This window comes from Streptomyces sp. NPDC058221, assembly GCF_042882365.1.
Taxonomy (GTDB): domain Bacteria; phylum Actinomycetota; class Actinomycetes; order Streptomycetales; family Streptomycetaceae; genus Streptomyces.
Map to the genome: position 1 here is coordinate 1 of NZ_JBHVWF010000106.1, position 23,019 is coordinate 23,019.

Here is a 23,019-nt window from a genome sequence, read left to right on the forward strand (position 1 = left end):
CCCCCCGGTTACGGGAAGGGGCGGGGAGGGGAACAGGCCCGCCGCAGGCGCACCCCACCACAGCCCCGCACCCGCACCCGCACCCGCACAACACAAAAACGCCGAACGGGCCGAAGAATCCTCTCTCCGGCCCGCCCGACGTCAGACGTTCAGAACCCCCGCGAAGTCACTCCTCCGACGACGCCGCCGCCGAGGCAGACGCAGACGCAGACTTCTTCGCCGTCGTCTTCTTCGCCGCGGTCTTCTTCGCAGCCGACGCCCCCGCAGCAGTCGTCTTCTTGGCCGCGGTCTTCTTCGTCGCAGTCGCCTTCTTCGCCGGCGCCTTCTTCGCGGTCGCCTTCTTGGCCGGAGCCTTCTTCGCCGTCTTCTTCTTGGCCGGCCCCTTGGCCCGCTTCTCCGCGAGCAGCTCGTAGCCGCGCTCCGGCGTGATCTCCTCGACGCTGTCGTCGGACCGCAGCGTCGCGTTCGTCTCACCGTCGGTGACGTACGCGCCGAAGCGGCCGTCCTTCACGACCACCGGCGCCCCGCTCACCGGGTCCGTGCCCAGTTCCTTCAGCGGCGGCTTGGCCGCGGCGCGGCCGCGCTGCTTCGGCTGGGCGTAGATCGCGAGGGCCTCTTCGAGCGTGATGTCGAAGAGCTGGTCCTCGGAGGTCAGCGACCGCGAGTCCGTGCCCTTCTTCAGGTACGGCCCGTAGCGGCCGTTCTGCGCGGTGATCTCGACGCCCTCGGCGTCCTCGCCGACCACACGCGGCAGCGACATCAGCTTCAGCGCGTCGGCCAGCGTCACCGTGTCCAGCGACATCGACTTGAAGAGCGAGGCCGTCCGCGGCTTCACCGCGTTCTTGCCGGTCTTCGGAGTGCCCTCGGGCAGCACCTCGGTGACGTACGGGCCGTAGCGCCCGTCCTTGGCGATGATCTGGTTGCCGCTGACCGGATCCGCACCGAGCTCGAAGTCGCCGCTCGGCTTGGCCAGCAGCTCCTCCGCGTACTCGACGGACAGCTCGTCGGGCGCCAGGTCCTCGGGAACGTCCGCGCGCTGGTGGCCCTCGGAGTCCTTCTCACCGCGCTCGATGTACGGGCCGTAGCGGCCGACGCGGAGCTTGATGTCGTTGCCGACGGGGAACGAGGAGATCTCCCGGGCGTCGATCGCGCCGAGGTCGGTGACGAGCTCCTTGAGCCCGCCGAGGTGGTCGCCGTCGCCGTTGCCCGCGTCGGAGGCCTTTCCGGCACCGGCCGTGTCGTCACCGGGCTGTGCACCGAAGTAGAAGCGCTTCAGCCACGGCACGGACTGGGCCTCACCGCGGGCGATGCGGTCGAGGTCGTCCTCCATGCGGGCAGTGAAGTCGTAGTCCACGAGCCGGCCGAAGTGCTTCTCCAGCAGGTTGACCACGGCGAACGAGAGGAACGACGGCACGAGCGCCGTCCCCTTCTTGAATACGTAGCCGCGGTCGAGGATGGTCCCGATGATCGAGGCGTACGTCGACGGACGGCCGATCTCGCGCTCTTCGAGCTCCTTGACCAGCGAGGCCTCGGTGTAACGGGCCGGCGGCTTGGTCGCGTGGCCGTCGACCGAGAGCTCATCGGCGGACAGCGCGTCGCCCTCGGCGACCTGCGGCAGCCGGCGCTCACGGTCGTCGAGCTCGGCGTTCGGGTCGTCGGCGCCCTCGACGTACGCCTTCATGAAGCCGTGGAAGGTGATCGTCTTGCCGGAGGCGGAGAACTCGGCGTCACGGCCGTCGCTCGCCCGGCCGCCGATCTTGACGGTGACGGAGTTACCGACCGCGTCCTTCATCTGCGAGGCGACGGTCCGCTTCCAGATCAGCTCGTAGAGCCGGAACTGGTCACCGGTCAGGCCGGTCTCGGCAGGGGTGCGGAAGCGGTCCCCGGAGGGGCGGATCGCCTCGTGCGCCTCCTGCGCGTTCTTGACCTTGCCGGCGTAGGTGCGCGGCTTGTCCGGCAGGTAGTTCGCCCCGTACAGCTGCGTGACCTGGGCCCGGGCCGCGGAGATCGCGGTGTCCGAGAGGGTCGTGGAGTCGGTACGCATATAGGTGATGAAGCCGTTCTCGTACAGCTTCTGCGCTACCTGCATGGTGGCCTTGGCCCCGAAGCCCAGCTTCCGGCTCGCCTCCTGCTGGAGGGTCGTCGTGCGGAAGGGGGCGTACGGGGAGCGGCGGTACGGCTTCGACTCGACGGACCGCACGGCGAACGCGGAGTCGGCGAGCGCGGCGGCCAGGGCGCGGGCGTTCGTCTCGTCCAGGTGCAGCGTCTGACCGGAGCCGGACTTGAGCTGCCCGTCCGGGCCGAAGTCACGGCCCTGGGCGATGCGGCGCCCGTCGACCGCGCTGAGGCGGGCGGTGAGCGTCGAGGGATCGGAGGCGTCACCGGTCCGGCCGGTGGCGAACGTGCCGGTCAGGTCCCAGTACTCGGCGGAACGGAAGGCGATGCGCTCGCGCTCCCGCTCGACGACGAGGCGGGTGGCGACGGACTGGACACGGCCGGCCGAGAGGCGCGGCATGACCTTCTTCCACAGGACCGGCGAGACCTCGTAGCCGTAGAGGCGGTCGAGGATCCGGCGGGTTTCCTGGGCGTCGACCATGCGCTGGTTGAGCTCGCGCGGGTTGGCGACGGCGGCCCGGATCGCGTCCTTGGTGATCTCGTGGAAGACCATCCGGTGGACCGGGACCTTGGGCTTGAGGACTTCCTGCAGGTGCCACGCGATGGCTTCGCCCTCGCGGTCCTCATCGGTGGCGAGGAAGAGTTCGTCGGACTCGGCCAGTAGCTGCTTGAGCTTCCTGACCTGGGCCTTCTTGTCGGCGTTGACGACGTAGATGGGCTGGAAGTCGTTCTCGACATCCACGCCGAGACGACGCACCTCGCCGGTGTACTCGTCCGGCACCTCGGCGGCGCCGTTCGGGAGGTCGCGGATGTGCCCGACGCTCGCCTCGACAACGTATCCGGGGCCCAGATAGCCCTTGATCGTCTTCGCCTTGGCAGGCGACTCGACGATGACGAGTCGGCGGCCGCCCTGTGCGGTCTCGCTGGTCGGGGACAACTTCGCTCTTCTCTCCGGTCGACGCTCGGTGGGCATCAGGGCAGCGCGATGGCGCTGCCGACAGTGCTGTCGCTGCGGAGTGTGACGGTACAACCCGCCCCCGTGTCAAACGGCAAAAGCCCGCAACGGCCACTCGAACGGTAACCCGACTTCCGCCTTTCCTGCCGCCCGGCCCGCTCGGTCCGCCGTTCGCAGGGCCGCTGCCTGCGGGTTTCGGAGGCGCTGTGGCCGCCTTGCCGGTACTGGGGGCGGGGCCAGGACAGTCCGGGCGTGTTCCGGGCCCGCCCTGGGGGGCAGGTCGGCCGCGGCGGGTTCGGACAGATGCCGGACGAGATATCGGACGGAGGTTCGAGTGCGGATTCGGGCGGGGATTCGGGTGCCGGTTGAGACGCGCGATCAGACGCGGGATTCAGACGCGGGATTCAGACGCGTGTGAAGCACCACACCCCGAGGACGAGGAAAACCACGCCGAACACAGTGGCCAGTGCGGTGGAGACGCGGGGGCTCACCCCGTGCGCCACCGGCGCGCGGTGCAACGTGCGCGCCCCCGTCCACAGCAGCAGCGCGACACCGAACAGTGCGAATACCGTTCCGGCGAAGACCGCAGGTCCGCTCTCCATATCCGTACGCCTCCGTGTCCCCCGACGCGGGGCGGGGTGGGTCGGGTCGGGTGCCTGTCCCGCGTCGTGCCGCGCCGTACGGCTTCGCGCGCCGCTTTCGGTCGCGCTGTTCCGGTCGCACCATGTCGATCGCGCCGTTACGGGAGGAGGCTCGCACCGCGGAACGTCGCCGACGCGAACCCCGGGTGAACAGCAGGACCGCGCTGTGAGCACATCAGCCGGGCGCCCGGCCCGACGATGGCCTGATTCATCTCCCGCCCTCACATCACGTCGAGGGTCGCCCGCCGCCTGCTGCCATGTTCGAACAGCGTCAGCAACGCGACGGCGAGCAGCGCGTATCCCGCGCCCGTCGCCCGTTCGGCAGCGATCCCCCGGCCGCTCAGACCCGCACCGGCGCACAACTGACGTGCTGTTTCGGCCGCGTGCGTCAGCGGGAGTACGTCAGCGGGAGTACGTCACCGACGACACGCATCCACTCCGCAAGGTTCTCCTGCGGGACGTTCGCGCCGGTCGACAGCAGCAGTACGGGACTCGCCACGTTCGAGATCAGGAACACATCACGGAAACGCAGCCCCAGCGCCCCCAGCGCGAGGCCGAACGCGGAGCACCCCGCCGCGCGGGGTGCAGCACCGCGGCCAGCCCGGCAGAGCCCCAACCGGAATCCGCAGGCCGAGCAGAAGACAGGCAGCTGAGAGCGTGAAGACGCTGATGACAAGGCCGTTCAGCACCTACGGCAGAGCGCGGCCGAACCAGAGCGGAGCCCGGATACGGGGACTCGGCAGCACCGCGCCGAGCGTCCCGTACCGACGTTCATCGGAGATGGCCATCGTGCCGCCATAGACGCAGGTGATGGACGCGGCGGCGACGGCGTTGCCGGGCAGGCACCCCTCGACCCGCTCCCTCTCCCGGCCGGTGAGGCCGACCAGGTCCAGCAGTTCGGCTGTCCGCCGTTTCTGGTCGCACGGCTCGACGGCGTAGAGCCCGGCGAAGCGGCGCAGGTTGTCGAGGGCGGAGAGCCGGTCGTACAGCCCTCGGTCACCGCCGCACACGCAACCGCTCCTGCGGCGCACGGCGACGGGGCCGGCTTCCCCCGGGCCGGCGGCCGTGGTCAGCGGTCCGCCGAGCTGTCGCAGGACCGAGGCGCGGCCGCGGCCGAGCAGGAGTCCGAGCCGGTCGCCGCTCTCGGACCGCTCCGCCTGTGGCTCGCGCAGGGCCGCTCCCGCACCACGGGCCCGGAACGAGACCGCCGGCACTTCGGAGTCGTCGGTGGAACCAGAGCCGGCAGCCCTCGGCGAAGACCAGCGGCACGAGCAGGAACCTCCTTCGCCTGCCCGGCACTCCATGTCGATGTGCTTCGTCAGCTCCAGGACGGGAGGCGCCCTCTTGGCGCGGCTCTCCAGGCCGGCGAACAAGGCGCCGGCCCCTTCGGTGGCGAAGGTCCGCGCCCGGACAAGGACTTCGTCCTCCACGAGGCGGCGCATCGTGGGCCGGTGCGCCGCCATGGCGCCTTCCAGCAGGCCGCGTACTCATCGGCGATGGCCGCACAGGCTGCCTCGGGATCCTCCAGGTGCGGGCGTACGTGGGGGCCATCGCGCCCCGCGTAGTGCTCGGCCACCCCGGCCCGTACGACGTCGGCCGGGGTGGCCCGGCCGGTCTCCGGCTCCGCCTCGACCTACGCTGCCCCGACCGGGACGGGGCAGCAGGAAGTCCGGGAAGTCCAACGGGCCCTCGGCCAGCAGCCGCAGCACATGCGTGCGGTCGTCCTCCCTCAGCACCTCCCGGGCGTGCACCACCCATGCCTCATGGGGCCAAGGAACGGGCACGGTGCGGCAGCGCGAAATGCAGGCTGCAGAAGGCGTCCCACAGCGGGCCGATCGGGATCCGCGTCGCCCCGACCGACGGCTCGTCCAACTCGCTACGGATCATCCGGCTGCCCCGCCTGCCGGGGGCAACGGCTCCAGGAAGCCCTCCTCGACCAGCAGCCGGATGGCCTGCGGAGTGCGGTCGCGCAGCAGCACCGGGTCCTCGTTCATCAACTGCGCGATGGCGTCCAGGATCCGCCCCGCCGGCAGCGATCCATCGCACACGCCGGCGAATCCGGCGCCCACCGCGTCGACCTTCGTCGCGCGTCGCATTCCGCGGTTCTGACGGAGCACCACGTGTTCGGGGTCCTCCGCGCCCGGCAGCCCGACCTGCTCCTGCACGACCTCGGCGGCCAGGCCGAAATGGCCGGCCAGGAGCGCGGCGTCGTCCTGGTCACGCAGATAGTCCCGGCGGGCGAAGTGCGCCTCGATGGCCGGTCCGAGCGGTTGTTCCACCGCGTGCGGCCACTCCTCGATCACGATCGAGGGGTCTCCGGCGGCGGCCGCGGCGGACTTCCGCAGGGTGATCCAGCCGAAGCCGACGCCCTTGGTCCCGCCGGCCTCGAACTCGTCCAGCCAGGCGTCGTACCGCGCGGCGTACTCGGCGGGCTCCGTGCGGTGGTCGCCGCTGTCACGCAGCCACAGCTCCGCGTACTGCGTGACGTCCTGCACCTCGCGCTGCACGATCCAGGCGTCGCAGCCGCTCGGCACCCAGGAACGCAGCCGGTCCTGCCACTCCTCGTCCTCGGTGTGCTGCCAGTTGGCCAGGAAGTGGGCGTATCCGCCGTCGTTGAGCCGGTCGCCGGTCTGCTGCACCAGCGTCCGGCACAGGTCGTCGCCTGCCATGCCGCCGTCGCGGTAGGTCAGCCGGGCGCCGGGCGAGATGACGAAGGGCGGGTTGGAGACGATCAGGTCGTACGTCTCGTCGGCGGCCGGCTCGTAGAGGGAGCCCTCGCGCAGATCGGCCGGGGCGGCGCCGGAGAGGGCGAGGGTGAGCCGGGTGAAGTCGAGAGCGCGCGGGTTGAGGTCGGTGGCGGTGACCCGGGTGGCGTGCTGGGAGGCGTGCAGCGCCTGGATGCCGGAGCCCGTACCGACGTCGAGGGCGGAGGCGACAGGCCTGCGGACGGTGATGCCGGCGAGGGTGGTGGACGCACCGCCGATGCCGAGGACGACGCCCTCCTCGCGCGAGCCGATACCGCCCGCTCCGCCGACGGCGCAGCCCAGGTCGGAGACGATGAACCAGTCCTGGCCGTCCGGCCCGCCGTACGGCCGTACGTCGACGGACGCTCGGACCTCACCGTCCGACTCGGTCAGCCAGCCGTCCGCCACGCATTCCGGCAGCGGCAGCACGGCAGCCGCCCGCCCGGCCGGAACCGGGTGCTGGAGCAGGAAGAGCCGCACCAGTGTGTCGAGCGGGGCATCCCCTCGGGTGGCACGCAGCGCGGGGACCGTCTCGCTGCGCGCGAGCGCGGCGTAGGCGGGTGCGCCGAGCAGGTCGAGAAGGCCGTCGGCGGTGAAGGCGGCGGCGAGCAGGGCTTCGCGGAGCCGGGTCGCATGGTCGGGTGCGGGAAGGCTGGTCTTACTCACACGACCCATTGTGGCGGCTCCCACTGACAACGGCAGCGGCCCGCCGGCCCATCAGGGGCCGCCGGGCCGGTCGTACACCCGCGGGTCCGCGGTCGTACAGCTGCTCGTTCGGGGTGTGCGGCCGTGGCCGGGAGTTTCCCGGTTACGACTTCTCGCTGGGCGAGGCGGAAGAAGACGCCTCCTTCGAGGCCTTCGGGTCCTTCGTGTCCTTCGAGGGCGAAGCCGACTTCGACGAGCCGGACGACGGCGATGCCGAGGCCGTCGGCTTCTGGCAGCCCTTCTGCTTGGCCATCGCGTTGCCGACATCGCCGGACTGGAGCTTCTTCAGCGCCTGGTCACCATTGGTGCTGATCTTGTTCAGCTCGTCCGCGATGCCCTTGAGGCCGTCGGCGAACTTCGCCTGGTCCTTCGTGTTGAGGTCATCGACCTTCTTCTGCAGATTCGCGTAGGCCACGGAGGAGGCGTTGAGCTCCTTCACGGCCTCCTTCTGCGTGGTCTCGCCGTCGTCGACCGGCGGCGGGCCCGCCGAGTCGACCGCCGAGCCCAGTGCCTTGTAAGCCTGGGAGATCTGCTTGAAGGCGGCCGAGTCGGTCTTCTGGACGTCGGCGGGCTTGCTGTTGTCGGCCGTCTGCTGCTGGATGGAGGCGTTGGCGTTCGCGATCTTCTGCAGCTGGGGCTGGACCTGGTCGCAGACCTTCTTGGCCCAGTCGTTCACCTTGTTGTCGCTGTCGTCGCTGCAGCCCGACAGCGTAAGTACCAGTACCGCACCGCCGGACAGCGCGGCCGCAAGCTTCTTGTTCACCGGATTGGTCCCTTCCAAGGCTCTCGGCCCCGGAACTTACACGCCGAGCGCCCTCCATCCGGGCGCCGGTCGTCCGATGGGTGGCCTTTTGCAGCCATTTGCACCAAGCAAAATGAGGGAGATACAACTCACCCGCACGGCCCCCGCGTACGGGAACACCTGAACGAGCAAGTACGCGTCCGGGCAGGCGTCGGGCGGGCCGGCGGAACACGACGACAGCCGGCCGGACACGCCGACGGGCGGACGACGCATCAGAGTGCCTCGCCCGCCCGCACGTTGGCCGCACGCCCCTAGCGGGCGCGGCCCCCTCCCGTCGACCGCCTCACTGAACGGCTGCCGGGTCGCTCGGCCTCGTGGAACTGCCCCCGCTCTCACCCCCGGAGTCGCCCTCGTCCCCCACCGCGATCCCACGCCGCTTGGACACGTAGACCGCACCGATGATGACCACGACGGCGACCACCGCCACCAGCGCACGCACCCAGGGGTTCGCGTCCTCGCCGTAGCTGAACTTCACCACCGCGGGCGCGATGAGCAGCGCCACCAGGTTCATCACCTTGAGCAAGGGGTTGATCGCAGGCCCGGCCGTGTCCTTGAAGGGATCGCCGACCGTGTCGCCGATGACCGTCGCGGCATGGGCGTCACTCCCCTTGCCGCCGTAGTGACCGTCCTCGACGAGTTTCTTCGCGTTGTCCCACGCACCGCCGGAGTTGGCGAGGAAGACCGCCATCAGCGTCCCGGTGCCGATCGCGCCGGCGAGATACGAGCCGAGCGCCCCGACCCCGAAGCTGAAGCCGACCGCGATCGGTGCCAGCACCGCCAGCAGACCGGGCGTGGCCAGCTCACGCAACGCGTCCTTGGTGCAGATGTCGACGACGCGCCCGTACTCCGGCTTCTCGGTGTAGTCCATGATTCCCGGGTGCTCGCGGAACTGCCGCCGCACCTCGTAGACCACGGCCCCGGCGGACCGGGACACCGCGTTGATGGCCAGGCCGGAGAAGAGGAAGACGACCGCGGCACCGAGAATCAGCCCCACCAGGTTGTTGGGCTGCGAGATGTCCAGACTCAGTCCCATCTCCCCGGCCGAAGCACCGACGTCGTCGACCGCGGTGGCGATCGCGTCACGGTAGGAGCCGAAGAGCGCCGCCGCCGCCAGGACGGCGGTGGCGATGGCGATGCCCTTCGTGATGGCCTTGGTGGTGTTGCCGACGGCGTCCAGGTCGGTGAGGACCTGGGCACCTGCCCCCGTGACATCGCCGGACATCTCGGCGATGCCCTGGGCGTTGTCGGAGACCGGACCGAAGGTGTCCATGGCGACGATGACCCCGACGGTGGTGAGCAGCCCGGTCCCGGCCAGTGCCACCGCGAAGAGCGCCAGCATGATCGACGTACCGCCGAGCAGGAACGCCCCGTAGACGCCGAGCCCGATCAGCAGCGCGGTGTAGACGGCCGACTCCAGTCCGATGGAGATACCGGCGAGTACGACGGTGGCCGGTCCGGTCAGCGAGGACTTGCCGATGTCCATGACGGGACGCCTGTTGGTCTCGGTGAAGTAGCCCGTCAACTGCTGGATCAGGGCCGCAAGCACGATGCCGATGGCGACGGCGACCAGGGCGAAGATCCGCGGGTCCCCGCCGTGCGAGGTGATGGCCGCGTCGGTGACCCCGTCCAGTTCCCCGTACGAGGACGGCAGGTAGACGAAGACCGCCACAGCCACCAGAACGAGCGAGATGACGGCCGAGATGAAGAATCCGCGGTTGATGGCGGTCATCCCGCTGCGGTCGCTGCGCCGCGGGGCGACCGCGAAGACACCGATCATCGCCGTGATCACCCCGATCGCAGGCACGATCAGCGGAAAGGCAAGCCCCGAGTCGCCGAAGGCGGCCTTGCCGAGGATGAGCGCGGCGACCAGCGTCACGGCGTACGACTCGAAGAGGTCGGCCGCCATACCCGCGCAGTCACCGACGTTGTCGCCCACGTTGTCGGCGATGGTGGCGGCGTTGCGCGGATCGTCCTCCGGGATGCCCTGTTCCACCTTGCCGACCAGGTCCGCGCCGACATCGGCCGCCTTGGTGAAGATGCCGCCGCCGACCCTCATGAACATCGCGATCAGTGCCGCACCGAGCCCGAAGCCCTCAAGCACCTTGGGCGCGTCGGCGGCGTAGCCGAGCACCACGCAGGAGGCGCCCAGGAGTCCGAGACCGACGGTGATCATGCCGACCACGCCTCCGGTACGGAATGCGATCTTCGTTGCTTTGTGCGAAACGGCGGTGAGATCCTTTTCCGGTTCGCCCTCTGCGGGAGTCGCCTCACGCGCGGCGGCGGCCACCCGCACATTGCTCCGCACGGCGAGACGCATCCCGATGTATCCGGTGGCCGCCGAGAAAAGCGCACCCACCAGGAAGAACACCGAACGTCCCGCGCGTTGCGACCAGTTGTCGGCCGGAAGCAGCAGAAGCAGGAAGAAGACCACTACGGCAAAGATGCCGACGGTACGCAACTGCCGGGCCAGATAGGCATTTGCGCCTTCCTGGACGGCCGCCGCGATCTCCTTCATGCGTTCGGTGCCCTCGCCGGCCGCCAGCACCTGGCGCGCCAGCAGCTGGGCGACCAGCAGTGCCGCGACGGCGACGACCGCGATGACGATCACGATGACACGGTTGTCGTCGGTGAGTACCGCTGCTGCGAGAGTGGTGGGTGGGTCGGAAAGTGCGGAAAACTGCGTCAGTTCTGCCAGTGGTGTGGTGCCGAACCCCGCCATACGTCCTCCTTGACGCTCAGCGCTCAAGACGTGGACGGATTGTAGGTAGCGGAACACGATCAAAACAGTGCGCGGTAAATGTAATTGACCTTCATCCACCGAACGGCAATTGATCACGTTCGCCGACTGGACCGAATGCAGTAATGGGGCAGAGGCATTGCCCGCAGATCATTGATCACGCATAAATGAAAAAGGCCCTGCTCAGCAGGGCCTCGAAAAATTGATCAGGAGTGGCCGGTCACGCCACCGGGCCGGCCGCACCGGGCCGGCCGCACCGCCCCGGGCCGCCCGCCCCTCAGGGCAGTACGGCTGCCGGCGTCTTCGGCCAGCTCATCCGGATGACTCCGCCGTCCGCGCCGGATCTGACTTCGACGTCGTCCACCAGGCCGCTGATGACCGCGAGGCCCATCTCGTCCTCGCCGTCGCCCTCCGGGTCGGGTTCCGGCTCATCCGGTCCCACGCCGGGCGTGGCGCCGCGGTTTCCGGACGCGCCGTGCACGGCGCCGTCACTGCCCGGTCCCGGCACCTCGTCGCCGACCTCGATGGAGAAGGCCTTCTCCTCCTCGGTCAGGACGACTGTCACCGGAGCGGTGATGCCGTGGCTGCGGTGCAGCCCGACCGCACGGCTGCAGGCCTCCCCCACGGCGAGTCGGACCTCGTCGAGCACGGCCTCGTCGACCCCGGCCCGGCGCGCCACGGCAGCCGCCACGAGGCGGGCCGTTCTGACGTGTTCGGGCTGGGCGCTGAAGCGGAGTTCAACGGTGGCCATGCGATCCCCCTCGAACGTACGTGTGTGCAGCCCGGGAGCCGGGCGGATGGCCCGGCAATCCTGGCTGTTCTTCTCCCGACGCCGCCGACCGCCGCATCAGCCCGGCACCCACCGGACACCGGCCCGACAGATGATGTCGGGCCAGTATTCGGCCACTGCCGAAGCTGACGGCTGACGGCTGACGGCTGACGGCTGACGGCTGACGGCTGACGGCTGACGGCTGACGGCTGACGGCTGACGGCTGACCCGATCGCGTGAGCGACCGGATTGGCAAATAGATCAGCTGCCGGCCGCCGACCGGGTGACCGACGGACTACGAACTGGCCAGTGCCGGCCTGACCGATGCCGGCAGAGCTGACGTTGACTCGGCTGACGTTGACTCGGCTGATGCCGGACGTCGGCCACCGGCTCACCGGCCGCCGACGAACCGCCACCATCACCCCGGCTGACTTCCTCCGGAGCTGCCGGCAGCACCGGCTGCGGTCGCACCCGCTGCCGCCGGACCGGCCCTGGAGCCGGTCCGACCGCGGGCCGGCCGTCAGTCGGTGGCCGCGACGGCCTCGTCGACCGTGGTGTGAATCGGGAACACCTTGGTCAGACCGGTGATCCGGAAAATCTTGAGAATGCGTTCCTGGTTGCAGACCAGGCGCAGCGAGCCCTCATGGGCCCGAACGCGCTTCAAGCCGCCCACGAGCACGCCGAGGCCGGTGGAGTCGAGGAAGTCGACGCCTTCCATGTCGACAACCAAGTGGTAGCTGCCGTCATTCACCAACTCGACCAACTGCTCGCGCAGCTTGGGCGCGGTATACACATCAATCTCGCCACCGACCTCGACGACCGTACGGTCGCCACCAGGGCCGGACACATTGCGAGTCGACAAGGACAGGTCCACGGATCCTCCAGCACCTTGCTATCGAGCGGTCGCCCCTCGGTCTCCCCGGCGGAGCCAGGGGACGGATCGCCAGCCGCGATGGCATTCAATCACTTACCAGCTGCCATGCACGACGCCTTGGGACCATTGTCCGCCTCGCCAGTGACACACTCGGTGCCGATGGCCAAGAAACACCGCCCCAGTCGACCGCCCGAGAGCGGTGGCTCCCGCCCCTCTCCGGACATGGTCCTCGACCGGCTCGCCGCAGGGGCGGGCCGGTCCGCGCGCATCACTCATACGGAGCACTTGCCCCCGCGTACGGGAACCCATGCCATCTGGCCCGATCGCATCCGTCCAGAAGTGATCGCTGCCATCCAGAAGGCCGGCATCGATCATCCCTGGGCCCATCAGGCCGCCGCCGCGGAGCATGCGCTGGACGGCGAATCGGTCGTCATCGCCACCGGCACCGCCTCCGGCAAGTCGCTGGCTTACCTCGCCCCGGTCCTCAGCGCCCTCCTGGACGGCTCCGAGGCCCCCAACGGCCGTGGAGCGACCGCCCTCTACCTCGCCCCCACCAAGGCCCTGGCAGCCGATCAGCGGCGCTCGGTGAAGGGGCTCGCAGCTCCGCTGGGCAACGGGATCCGCCCCGCGGTCTACGACGGCGACACCCCCGTCGAGGAACGCGAATGGGTACGCCAGTACGCCAACTACGTCCTCACCAACCCCGACATGCTGCACCGCGGGATACTCCCGTCCCATCCCCGCTGGTCCTCCTTCCTGCGTGCTCTGCGCTATGTCGTCATCGACGAGTGCCACACCTACCGGGGCGTCTTCGGCTCCCACGTCGCCCAGGTAATCCGCCGGCTACGCCGCCTGTGTGCCCGCTACGGCGCCGATCCCGTATTCCTCCTGGCCTCCGCCACCGCGGCGGAGCCCTCGGCCGCAGCGGGCCGCCTCACCGGCCTCCCCGTCGTCGAGGTCGCCGACGACGCCTCCCCGCGGGGCGAACTGGTCTTCGCCCTCTGGGAGCCTCCCCTGACCGAGCTGCACGGCGAGAAGGGCGCTCCCGTACGCCGCACCGCCACAGCGGAGACCGCGGACCTGCTCACCGACCTCACCGTTCAAGGTGTCCGCTCGGTCGCCTTCGTACGTTCCCGGCGGGGCGCCGAGCTCATCTCCGTCATCGCCAAGGAACGCCTCGCAGAGGTCGACCGCTCCCTGCCCGCCCGCGTCGCCGCCTACCGCGGGGGATATCTCCCCGAGGAACGCCGCGCCCTGGAACGCGCCCTGCACTCCGGCCAGCTGCTCGGCCTGGCCGCCACGACGGCCCTCGAACTCGGCATCGACGTCTCCGGCCTGGACGCCGTCGTCATAGCGGGCTACCCCGGCACACGGGCCTCGCTGTGGCAGCAGGCCGGCCGCGCAGGACGGGCGGGGCAGGGCGCCCTCGCCATCCTGGTGGCCCGCGACGACCCGCTGGACACCTTTCTCGTCCACCACCCCGAGGCCCTGTTCCAGCAGCCCGTCGAGTCGACCGTTCTCGATCCGGACAATCCGTACGTCCTGGCCCCCCACCTCTGTGCCGCCGCCGCGGAGCTGCCGCTCACCGCACCCGATCTGGACCTCTTCGGCCCTGCCGCTGCCGAGCTGCTGCCACAGCTGGAAACCGCGAAGCTGCTCCGCAAGCGGCCCTCGGGCTGGCACTGGACCCGGCGCGAACGGGCCGCCGACCTCACTGACATCCGGGGCGAGGGCGGCCGCCCCGTCCAGATCGTCGAGGAAGGCACCGGCCGGCTCCTGGGCACCGTCGACGAGTCCGCCGCGCACACCGCCGTCCACGAGGGCGCCGTCCACCTCCACCAGGGCCGCACCTACCTGGTCCGGAAGCTGGACCTCGAGGACTCGGCAGCACTGGTCGAGGAAGCCAATCCGCCGTACTCCACGACCGCACGCGACACCACAGCAATCGCCGTCCTGGAGACCGACACCGAGATCCCGTGGGGCGACGGGCGCCTCTGCTACGGCTCCGTGGAGGTCACCAACCAGGTCGTCTCCTTCCTTCGTCGCAAACTGATCACCGGCGAGGTCCTCGGCGAGACCAAACTGGACCTGCCGCCCCGCACCCTGCGCACCCGCGCCGTGTGGTGGACGGTCACCCAGGACCAGCTCGACAGCGCCCGGATCAATCCGGAAATCCTCGGCGGCGCGCTGCACGCCGCCGAGCACGCGTCAATCGGGATGCTGCCGCTCTTCGCCACCTGCGACCGCTGGGACATCGGCGGCGTGTCCGTACCGCTGCATCCGGACACCCTGCTGCCGACGGTCTTCGTGTACGACGGCCACCCCGGCGGCGCCGGGTTCGCCGAACGCGCCTTCCAGACCGCGCGCGGCTGGCTGACCGCCACCCGTCAGGCCATCGCGTCGTGCGAGTGCGACGCAGGCTGCCCGTCCTGCATCCAGTCCCCGAAGTGCGGCAACGGCAACGATCCTCTGCACAAGCGGGGCGCTGTGCGCCTGCTCACGGAACTCCTCCGATCCGCACCTCCCGACCCGGCCGGCCCAACGACGTCGAGCGCCCCGACCACTCCTTCGGCGTCACCGGAGTCACCAGGCTCACCCACAGCCCCGTAGCCGGCCGCAGGAGCCGTCGCCCGAGTCGCAGGATCCGTGGCGGGGTCCTCGGCCTGAGCAGGATCCGTGCCATGAGCGGGAGCCGGGGTCGCCGGCCCTGCACGGGACCTGACCTCCGGCGCGTACGGTCCCAGGCGCACCCGGGCCGCCACATCGGCGATCTCCCCCTGCACGGCGCACCGCACCACTTCCGCCCCCTGGGCCCCGGCAACCTCCTGGGCGGCCCGGCAGGCCGTGGCTGCCCCCTCCAGGGCCCGGTCTGCGGCTGCCAGGGCCGCCAGGTCGGCCGCGCCTCCGGCCCGGTGCCGAGCCACCACCACCTGCCCGAGCGCCAGGACCACCGCGAACACCGTGCACAGCGTCGCCGTGGTCACCGCCGCCCACACAGTCGCCAGCCCTCGGTCCCGCCGCTCACAGCGCCCCCGGAACCCCTGCAGCCACTGACCCGGCACTCGCGAACCGGGCCCCATCACGGCGTCGCCCCCACCATGTCCTCGGCCGACGCCACAGCCTCTGCTTTCAGCGTGACGGCCAGCGGCCCGGGGCCCGGGGTCGGTGCGGCCACGCTGACGCGCCACAGCTCCCCCGTCCGTTCCACCCCGATCCTCGCCCGGCCGGGCGCAGCCGACAGTGCGGCCTCCCGCACCTGTGCCTCCGGTTCGGAGCGGGCCGCTGCCCGGGCGCCGGCCCGTGCCGCGTCCACGCACCGGATCTGGGCCGAGGCGGCCATCAGGGCCCACAGCAGGGCGAGGGCGAACACGACCAGCACCGGAATCGCCATGGCGGCTTCCGCCGTCACCGCACCCCGGTCACCCCCGCCCCGATCACGCCGATCAGCCCACCGTCCCGTCGCCCAGGAGCCGTCCCCGGGCCGCGCCCCGGGGCCGGCCACCACAGCCGCAATGGTGCCGGTCTCAGAATTTCGCATCGAGGGCCCCTTTGAGCAGCGATTGCAGCTGCGCCATGACCGGGGCGCTGGTGACCACCTTGTAGAGCACTGCGGCGAACGCACAGGCGGCGATCGTGCCCACCGCGTATTCGGACGTCGTCATACCGCTGTCCGCCCGAGCCCTGCGCACCAGACCCCGTGCCCAATCCATGACTTTCCGCATGATTCCAAACCCCCGTAAGACACATTTCTACTGAAAATGAATGATTGATTACCTTTGCCGCTTTTAGGCTGTCAGGGGCTCAGCAATCCCTTCGCCAGACCGATCACCACAGGCGCCACACCCACCGTGAGAAATGCGGGCAGGAAGCAGAGCCCGACGGGCGCGGTGATCAGTACGCCCGCGCGCTGCGCACGCGCCACCGCCGCGCTCGAACGCTCGGCACGCATCGCTTCGGCCAGCCTCGAAACCGGTTCCGCCGCCGGAGCACCGGTCGCACCCGCCCGGTCCAAGCAGCGGGCCAGGGCAGCCGCTCCCGGTATCTCGCCGAACCTCCCCCAGGCGACGGCCGGGTCGCCACCGAGCCGGATCTCCGCCGCCGTCCGCGCCAACTGCTCACCGACCGGACCGCCAAGGGACTCCCCTACCGCCTCTGCCGCCTCCCGCGGGCCGGCACCGACGGAGATACAGGCCGCCAACAGGTCGGCAGCCAACGGGAGCTGACGAACCGCCTCCGCGACCGCCGTCGCCTCCTGGGCCGCGCGGCGCGGCTCCTGCCCCAGCCGAGACCGCTGCCAGCGCCATGCGCCGTATCCCGCCCCCAGACCAACAGCCCACCCCAGAAGGCCACCCACCAGAATCCAGCCGGCAGGTACGACGCCGAGCGCCGCCGCCCACTGCCTGGCCGAGGCAGCGGGCACCCCACGGCCGAGCCACCGCAGCACCCTGCCGGCTGTGCCGTGCGCGCCGACGCCGCCGCCGGCCGACTGTGTCGGCGCGCACACATCCATCGAGTCCCGCGCATCCACCGCCAGGAACTCCGCGCCCCGGCGGCGCACCCGCCGCCCGGTCCGCCGACGGGCCAGGGCGAGCGCCGACTGGGTGCACAAGCCCGCCGCAAGCCCGACTGCCCCCACCCTGTGGACAACTTCACCGAGCACGGCGCTCATACCGCTTCTCCCGCCCGGACGATCCGGCCGGCCCAGAGCAGACCGGCCGCCTCCAGCAAGCCACCCATCACCAGGCAGACCAGCCCGACCGGGCTGTGCAGCAGCACTCTCAACGGATCCGCCCCGAGCGCGACGCCGAGCCCCATGCCCAGCACCGGCAACAGAGCAAGGACCGCGACCGTCGACCATGCACCGGCCAGCTGTGCCCGCAGCTCCTCCCGCCGACGCCGATCGGCCCGTAACGCGCCTTCCAGCCGGTCCAGGCCGGCCGCGAGCCCGGCTCCGCCGTCCACCGCCACCCGCCAGCAGGCGGCCACTCCGGCAAGGCCGTCGAGGCCCGGTTCGCGCGCCGCCTGTCCCAGCGCCTTCGGGACGTCCCCGCCGAACCGCGCCGCGGCCGACACCCCCGCCTCGGCGGCGCCCATCACCCCCGTTCCGCGCACCGCGACAAGCAGCGCCTGTCCCGGTTCCCGGCCGGCCCTCAGCTCGCCCACGACCGCACCGCACAGGTCCACCACCCCGTCGGCCCCGCGCTCCCGGTCCTTGCGTAACTCACTTCTCCGCAACCACCGCCGCACCAGCGGCACCGCGATCGCCCCGGCGGCCATCGGCAGCACGGACTCACCGAGGACCGCCAGGACCAGGGCCACCGGCAGGCACAGCCACTCCCGCCGCCCCCTCAGCCATCTCCGGGGCAGCCTCAGAACGCTCTCCCATCGCTCCCGAAGGGGCGACTCCGCATCCCCATCGGCGAACAACACCCGGGCCCTCCGCCGCCCTTGGTCCCGCCCGGCCGCCATCAGCCAGGCGGCAGCCGCCACACACAGCACCGCAGCATGCACCGCCGCGGGCATACCCACCTCCGTACCGGTCACAGCTCACCCCCGATCAGCGACCGCAGCCGCTCCCAGCCCCGCTCCGGCTCGAATCCGGCCACGCCCCACCGCAGCCCCGGCACCGTGACCACCAGCCCCGTCGCATCCCGCTCCAGCACATGGATCTCGGCGATCCGACGCCGCCCCGCCCGGTCCCGTACGAGATGAACCACCACCGACAACGCCGCCGCCAACTGACTGTGCAGCGCCGCCCGGTCCAGCCCCGCAGCCGTCCCCAACGCCTCCAGCCGGGCCGGAACATGCTCGGCCGCGTTTGCGTGAACCGTTCCGCAGCCGCCCTCATGTCCGGTGTTCAACGCGGCCAGCAGCTCCGTGACTTCGGCGCCCCTCACCTCCCCGACCACCAGCCGGTCGGGTCGCATACGCAGGGCCTGCCGCACCAGGTCCCGCAGCGTCACCCGCCCGGCTCCCTCCTGGTTCGCCGGACGCGACTCCAGACGGACGACGTGGGGATGATCCGGCCTCAACTCGGCCGAGTCCTCGGCGAGCACAATCCGTTCACGCTCTCCCACCGCGCCCAGGAGGCTCGCGAGAAGCGTCGTCTTCCCGGCCCCCGTTCCTCCACTGATGAGGTAGGAAACCCGCGCCTCCACCAGTGCCCGCAGCACCTGGTCACCACCCGGCGGTACGGTCCCGGCCGCAACCAGCTCGGCCAGCGAGAAGGCCCGGGGCCGCACCACACGCAGCGACAGACAGGTCGATCCGACCGACACCGGCGGCAGCACGGCATGCATGCGGGTCCCGTCCGGCAGCCGCGCGTCCACCCATGGCCTGGCATCGTCCAGCCGCCGCCCCGCCACAGCCGCGAGCCGCTGCGCGAGCCTGCGCACCGCGGCCGCGTCGGCGAAGACCACCGCGGTGAGTTCGAGTCCGCGGCCCCGGTCCACCCACACCCGGTCCGGCGCGGACACCAGGACATCGGTGACCGCCGGATCGGCCAGGAGCGGCTCCAGCACGCCGGTCCCGATCAGCTCGCCGCGCAACTCATCGGCCACGCCGAGAACTTCGGCATCTCCGAGCAGCCGCCCCTGCGCCCGCAGGGCGGCTGCGACACCGGCCGGGGTCGGCGCCGCTCCGCTCTGCGCCAGCCGCTGCCGGACGGCCTCGAGCAGCGCCTCGCTCATGAGGCACCCCCGATGGCCGCGCCCCCTGCACCCTCACCGGCGAACGCCTGATCCCAGAACGCCGAGCAGAACCGGGCGAGCGGGCCGCGGGCGCTGCCGCCTGGCGGCTCACCCATGTCCTGCTCGGCCGGCATCCCCGGCTCCACGGGGAGTTCACCGGCCAGCGGAAGCCCCATGGCCTGCGCCACCCACTGTTCGTCGAGGCCCGACGCGTACGGTCCGCGCGCCACCACACGAATGTCGTCGAGCACCATGCCGGCCATCGATGCCACACGTTTCGCCGCCGCGACCGCCCGCAGTTCCCCGGGCACCACCACGAGCCCGAGGTCCAGTTGGGCAAGGGCTTCGGCCACCGCCTCGTCGACCCGGCGCGGCAGATCGACAACCACCACGCCGCCGAGCCTGCGCGCGGCGGCCAGCACCGCCTGCATGGCCGGTGGCGGGATGACCACCCAGTCGTCCCGGCCCCAGCTGAGCACCCGCAAGCCGTGCAGTGCGGGCAGCGACTCCTCCAAGGCGCCGCCACCCACCCGCCCCTTCGAATGGGCGAAATCAGGCCACCTCATGCCCTCGGCCCGTTCACCACCGAGCAGCACATCGATGCCGCCGCCCAGCGGGTCGCCGTCGATCAGCATGGTCCGGTGCCCGGTCCTCGCCGCTGTCACAGCGAGCGCACATGCCAGTGTGGACGCGCCGGCGCCACCCCGGCCTCCGATCACCCCGACGGTCAGCGCCGGCCTGCCGACACCTTCCGCCGCGTTCGCGATCTGATCGACGAGCCAGGTCTCCGAATCGGGCAGCCGCAATACGTACTCGGCCCCGATCTCCACAGCCCGGCGCCAGACATCGGGTGCGTCCTGGTCCCGCCCGACGAGCATGACGCCCCGCCTGCGCGCCGCGCCTCGGCACCGCGGTGCCGCATCGTCCCCGACGAGCACCATGGGGGCCCGCTCCCAGCCCCCGCGCCGATCCGGCAGCGTGTGATGAACTTCGGGCTCCGCTCCGGCCGCCGCGCACAGCCTCAGCAGATCGTCGAGCAGATCCACATCCTCGGTCACGATCAACGGTCCGCCCCGCCGCAGCCCGACAGCCGGCAAACGATCCCGTGCGCTGGATTCAGCCACGCTCTCAGCTCCCTTCTTCGCGCACCTTCACCGCGGGTCGCGGTGATCTCGGAGCGTTCCGAGAACGGTGATTCCGGAAAACCCGCGGACTTCACGGGTGGAATCACGGTGCAGCGCTTCAGGAAATCGTGTGGATCTTGCTCAAAAACTGTGGACAACTCCACCGTTGTGAATATCCCCGTCACTCAAACCGGGGACTTCCGGAGAGCAGCTCTACCGTCACGCATCGTGACGATGCATGCTGCTGAGAGGCCATCGCGGATGCAGGCCATCACGGCCCAGAAGGAGAAGAAATGCTTGATGCCGAGCGGCAGAAATGCGTCCGGACATGCGACGACCCCCGCCGGGGGGGAGAGCGGGGGTCGTCCCCACGGCCGACTCGGGGGGGGAGGAGCCGGACCGGGTTAGCACGGTCGCGAACGATCCGTGACTTCCATGGTGTACCCGAGAGCCTTCTCAGGCAAACCCACGCGCCGGAGTTTACGCCGAATGGTGGGCCCCTATGCTCTGCCTTGTGGAAAACTGCTTCTTGCCGCGCACAGCAGCCTTCTTTGACCTGGACAAGACGGTCATTGCGAAGTCTTCGACACTCACCTTCAGTAAGTCCTTCTACCAGGGCGGGCTGATCAACCGCCGCGCCGTACTGCGCACCGCGTACGCACAGTTCGTGTTCCTTGCCGGGGGCGCAGATCACGACCAGATGGAGCGGATGCGTGAGTACCTCTCAGCGCTCTGCAAAGGCTGGAACGTCCAGCAGGTAAAGGAAATTGTCGCTGAGACCCTGCACGATCTGATCGACCCGATCATCTACGACGAAGCGGCGACGCTCATCGAGGAACATCACACCGCCGGACGCGATGTGGTCATCGTCTCGACCTCCGGCGCCGAAGTCGTCGAACCGATCGGCGAGCTGCTCGGCGCCGACCGCGTCGTCGCCACACGCATGATCGTCGGCGACAACGGCTGCTTCACCGGCGAGGTGGAGTACTACGCGTACGGGCCGACAAAGGCGGAGGCCATCAAGGCCCTTGCCGTATCCGAGGGCTATGACCTCGCACGCTGCTACGCGTACAGCGATTCGGCGACCGATGTGCCGATGCTGGAGTCCGTCGGCCATCCGCATGCCGTCAACCCGGACCGCGCCCTGCGCCGCGAGGCGACCCTCCGGGAGTGGCCGATTCTCGTCTTCGACCGTCCGGTCCGGCTCAAGCAGCGACTGCCCGCTTTCTCGTTGCCACCGCGCCCCGCCCTCATGGCCGCGGCAGCGGTGGGAGCGGCAGCCCTCACGGCCGGCATCGTCTGGTACACCGCCCGCCGGCGCGCAGCTGCGGCCTCCGTGTGACACGCCCCACTATCGACTAGCGACCCGCTCGGCGACCGCCGGGGCCCAGGACGAATCACCCAGACAGGTCGGACCGGCGACCGGCCGCCCCGGGTCTCAGCCGCCGCCGACCGCCCTCACCTCGCTCCCGCGTTCCGCAAACCCAATTGAACCGACTCGTCCGTAATTGAACCTAAAAGTAAAGAAGTGCCGCCAGCACTACCGCTCACCCGGCCCCTGGAGTACAAAGGACTCAACGGCCCGCGAGACCAAGGACATCCGTGAGGATGACCCGTAACGCAGAGAAGGCCCCACGGACCGCGCATGAAAGCCGGGCACCCACGCGACGTCGACCCGTCGATTACGGGCCAGCCGCACCAGGAACGGGCGAAGTACCCGACCTGATGGGCACATATCGAGGACGCTTGGTAACTGGGTGGACATGCCAGCGGCGGTACCGAGGACGGTACCGCCGCAACCCTTTTCACCCTCAGCACGGCAGCTTTCACCATGGGCCCGGCGTCGGCGGCCTCGACCGACGGAAGCCACTCGCGCGCTCAGCCCGCACATTCTGCGCGTACCGCCCGCTCACACATTCCACGCGTACCGCGTGAACCACCCATTCGGTTGTTACGCGGCGCCGCGCTGGAGCGCCTCGCACACCGCGGTCGATTCCCTGACGCCGAGTTCCGCCGCTCCCCCGCAGTGGGTGATCCAGGCCGCCATGCCTTCCGGCGTGCCCGACAGATAGCCTTCAAAGGCCGATACGTATGCCGCCCGCCCCTGCTCGGCGTGGCCGACCTCCGCCGGGCAGATCGACTTGGGGTCCAGCCCGCTCCCGATCAGCACGATCCGCTCGGCAGTCCGCGCGACCAGTCCGTTGTACGAACCGAACGGGCGCAGGGCCAGCAATTCGCCGTGCACGACCGCGGCCGTCACCAGGGCGGGCGCCTCACTCCCCGAAAGAATGAGCCCGCTGAGCCCCTCAAGTCGCCCCGCCACCTCGTCGGCGTCCGGAAGCGGCGCTTCAATCAGCGGCTCGTCCACCGGTTCACCCACCAGCCGGGGCCGCCCGACGGCACCCTCGGGCGCCGCGCCACCGGCGGCCACCAGATGGAGCCTCGCCAGGACACGCAGCGGCGACTGCCGCCAGATGGAGAGCAGTTGGCCGGCCTCGGCGGTCAGCCGCAGGGCGGCTCCGACCACCCGCGCTTCGCTGTCCCCCGTGAAATCGGCGCGACGGCGCACCTCCTCCAGATTCCAATCGGCACCGGAGAGCGCAGCCGATCCGCGGGCGCCCCGCAGGGCAGCCTCCGCGGTGACCTCGTTACTGCGACGACGCATGACACGGTGCCCGTAGACGCGGTCGACGGCCTTGCGCACGGAGTCCACCGCGTCCGTCACGCCCGGCAGGGTGCCCAGGGTGGCGAGCGGGTCCGAGGAAGTCGTACTCATAAGTAGCGAGGCTACGCGCCCCTTGCGCAGCCGCTGCCCCGGAGTGGCCTTCTTCACGAAGGTAGACAACGGAAAGCAATCATGCCGC

At 70.5% G+C, this 23,019-nt stretch carries 17 protein-coding genes and 1 pseudogene; 2 read left to right on the forward strand and 16 right to left on the reverse strand.

Going from position 1 to position 23,019, the window contains the following annotated elements:
* Positions 1-166: 166 nt before the first annotated feature.
* The 8 genes from topA to ACFVW8_RS27805 form a co-directional block, all read right to left on the reverse strand.
* Entirely contained in the window at positions 167-3,052 is a 2,886-nt protein-coding gene (gene topA / locus ACFVW8_RS27770) for a type I DNA topoisomerase (RefSeq protein ID WP_389694630.1), read from the reverse strand.
* 422 nt (positions 3,053-3,474) lie between these two features.
* Positions 3,475-3,672, reverse strand: a complete 198-nt coding sequence (locus ACFVW8_RS27775; protein ID WP_389694632.1) for a hypothetical protein — start codon at positions 3,670-3,672, stop codon at positions 3,475-3,477.
* Between the two features lie 728 nt (positions 3,673-4,400).
* The gene (locus tag ACFVW8_RS27780) at positions 4,401-5,174 is read right to left on the reverse strand and encodes a hypothetical protein (protein ID WP_389694634.1); all 774 of its coding nucleotides are present in this window, start codon (positions 5,172-5,174) and stop codon (positions 4,401-4,403) included.
* A gap of 420 nt (positions 5,175-5,594) precedes the next feature.
* Positions 5,595-7,130, reverse strand: coding sequence for a methyltransferase (locus ACFVW8_RS27785; protein WP_389694636.1), 1,536 nt, complete (start codon positions 7,128-7,130; stop codon positions 5,595-5,597).
* A gap of 133 nt (positions 7,131-7,263) precedes the next feature.
* On the reverse strand, positions 7,264-7,923 hold the full coding sequence (locus ACFVW8_RS27790) for a small secreted protein (protein ID WP_389694638.1): 660 nt from the start codon (positions 7,921-7,923) through the stop codon (positions 7,264-7,266).
* Positions 7,924-8,245: 322 nt separating this feature from the next.
* Complete coding sequence (locus ACFVW8_RS27795; protein WP_389694640.1) at positions 8,246-10,681, reverse strand: sodium-translocating pyrophosphatase; 2,436 nt, start codon at positions 10,679-10,681, stop codon at positions 8,246-8,248.
* Positions 10,682-10,976: 295 nt separating this feature from the next.
* Complete coding sequence (locus ACFVW8_RS27800; RefSeq protein WP_389694642.1) at positions 10,977-11,450, reverse strand: ATP-binding protein; 474 nt, start codon at positions 11,448-11,450, stop codon at positions 10,977-10,979.
* Between the two features lie 538 nt (positions 11,451-11,988).
* Positions 11,989-12,342, reverse strand: a complete 354-nt coding sequence (locus tag ACFVW8_RS27805; protein ID WP_003967428.1) for an STAS domain-containing protein — start codon at positions 12,340-12,342, stop codon at positions 11,989-11,991.
* A 78-nt stretch (positions 12,343-12,420) separates the two neighbouring features.
* On the opposite strand from ACFVW8_RS27805, the gene ACFVW8_RS27810 reads away from it, so the two are divergent.
* Complete coding sequence (locus tag ACFVW8_RS27810) at positions 12,421-14,952, forward strand: DEAD/DEAH box helicase (protein WP_389694644.1); 2,532 nt, start codon at positions 12,421-12,423, stop codon at positions 14,950-14,952.
* A gap of 86 nt (positions 14,953-15,038) precedes the next feature.
* On the opposite strand, the pseudogene ACFVW8_RS27815 reads toward ACFVW8_RS27810, so the two are convergent.
* The 7 genes and pseudogenes from ACFVW8_RS27815 to ssd form a co-directional block, all read right to left on the reverse strand.
* A pseudogene (locus ACFVW8_RS27815) lies at positions 15,039-15,422 on the reverse strand (Rv3654c family TadE-like protein); the annotation flags it as partial.
* Positions 15,422-15,751 carry a TadE family type IV pilus minor pilin gene (locus tag ACFVW8_RS27820; RefSeq protein WP_389694646.1) on the reverse strand — a complete coding sequence of 110 codons (330 nt, stop codon included), beginning with the start codon at positions 15,749-15,751 and terminating at the stop codon, positions 15,422-15,424. The pseudogene ACFVW8_RS27815 and the gene ACFVW8_RS27820, both read right to left, overlap by 1 nt.
* A 115-nt stretch (positions 15,752-15,866) precedes the next feature.
* Positions 15,867-16,064 carry a DUF4244 domain-containing protein gene (locus ACFVW8_RS27825; protein ID WP_389694648.1) on the reverse strand — a complete coding sequence of 66 codons (198 nt, stop codon included), beginning with the start codon at positions 16,062-16,064 and terminating at the stop codon, positions 15,867-15,869.
* 71 nt (positions 16,065-16,135) lie between these two features.
* Positions 16,136-17,011, reverse strand: a complete 876-nt coding sequence (locus ACFVW8_RS27830; RefSeq protein ID WP_389694650.1) for a type II secretion system F family protein — start codon at positions 17,009-17,011, stop codon at positions 16,136-16,138.
* The gene (locus ACFVW8_RS27835) at positions 17,008-17,865 is read right to left on the reverse strand and encodes a type II secretion system F family protein (protein WP_389694652.1); all 858 of its coding nucleotides are present in this window, start codon (positions 17,863-17,865) and stop codon (positions 17,008-17,010) included. Before ACFVW8_RS27835 ends, ACFVW8_RS27830 begins: the two co-directional genes overlap by 4 nt.
* A 17-nt stretch (positions 17,866-17,882) precedes the next feature.
* Positions 17,883-19,031: a TadA family conjugal transfer-associated ATPase gene (locus tag ACFVW8_RS27840; RefSeq protein ID WP_389694653.1), complete on the reverse strand. Its 1,149-nt coding sequence runs from the start codon at positions 19,029-19,031 to the stop codon at positions 17,883-17,885.
* Complete coding sequence (gene ssd, locus ACFVW8_RS27845) at positions 19,028-20,089, reverse strand: septum site-determining protein Ssd (protein WP_389694655.1); 1,062 nt, start codon at positions 20,087-20,089, stop codon at positions 19,028-19,030. Before ssd ends, ACFVW8_RS27840 begins: the two co-directional genes overlap by 4 nt.
* Positions 20,090-20,657: 568 nt before the next feature.
* Here ssd and ACFVW8_RS27850 point away from each other — a divergent pair.
* Positions 20,658-21,497, forward strand: coding sequence for an HAD family hydrolase (locus ACFVW8_RS27850; protein WP_389694657.1), 840 nt, complete (start codon positions 20,658-20,660; stop codon positions 21,495-21,497).
* Positions 21,498-22,106: 609 nt separating this feature from the next.
* On the opposite strand, the gene ACFVW8_RS27855 is transcribed toward ACFVW8_RS27850, so the two are convergent.
* The gene (locus tag ACFVW8_RS27855; protein WP_389694659.1) at positions 22,107-22,931 is read right to left on the reverse strand and encodes an oxidoreductase; all 825 of its coding nucleotides are present in this window, start codon (positions 22,929-22,931) and stop codon (positions 22,107-22,109) included.
* Positions 22,932-23,019 lie beyond the last annotated feature (88 nt).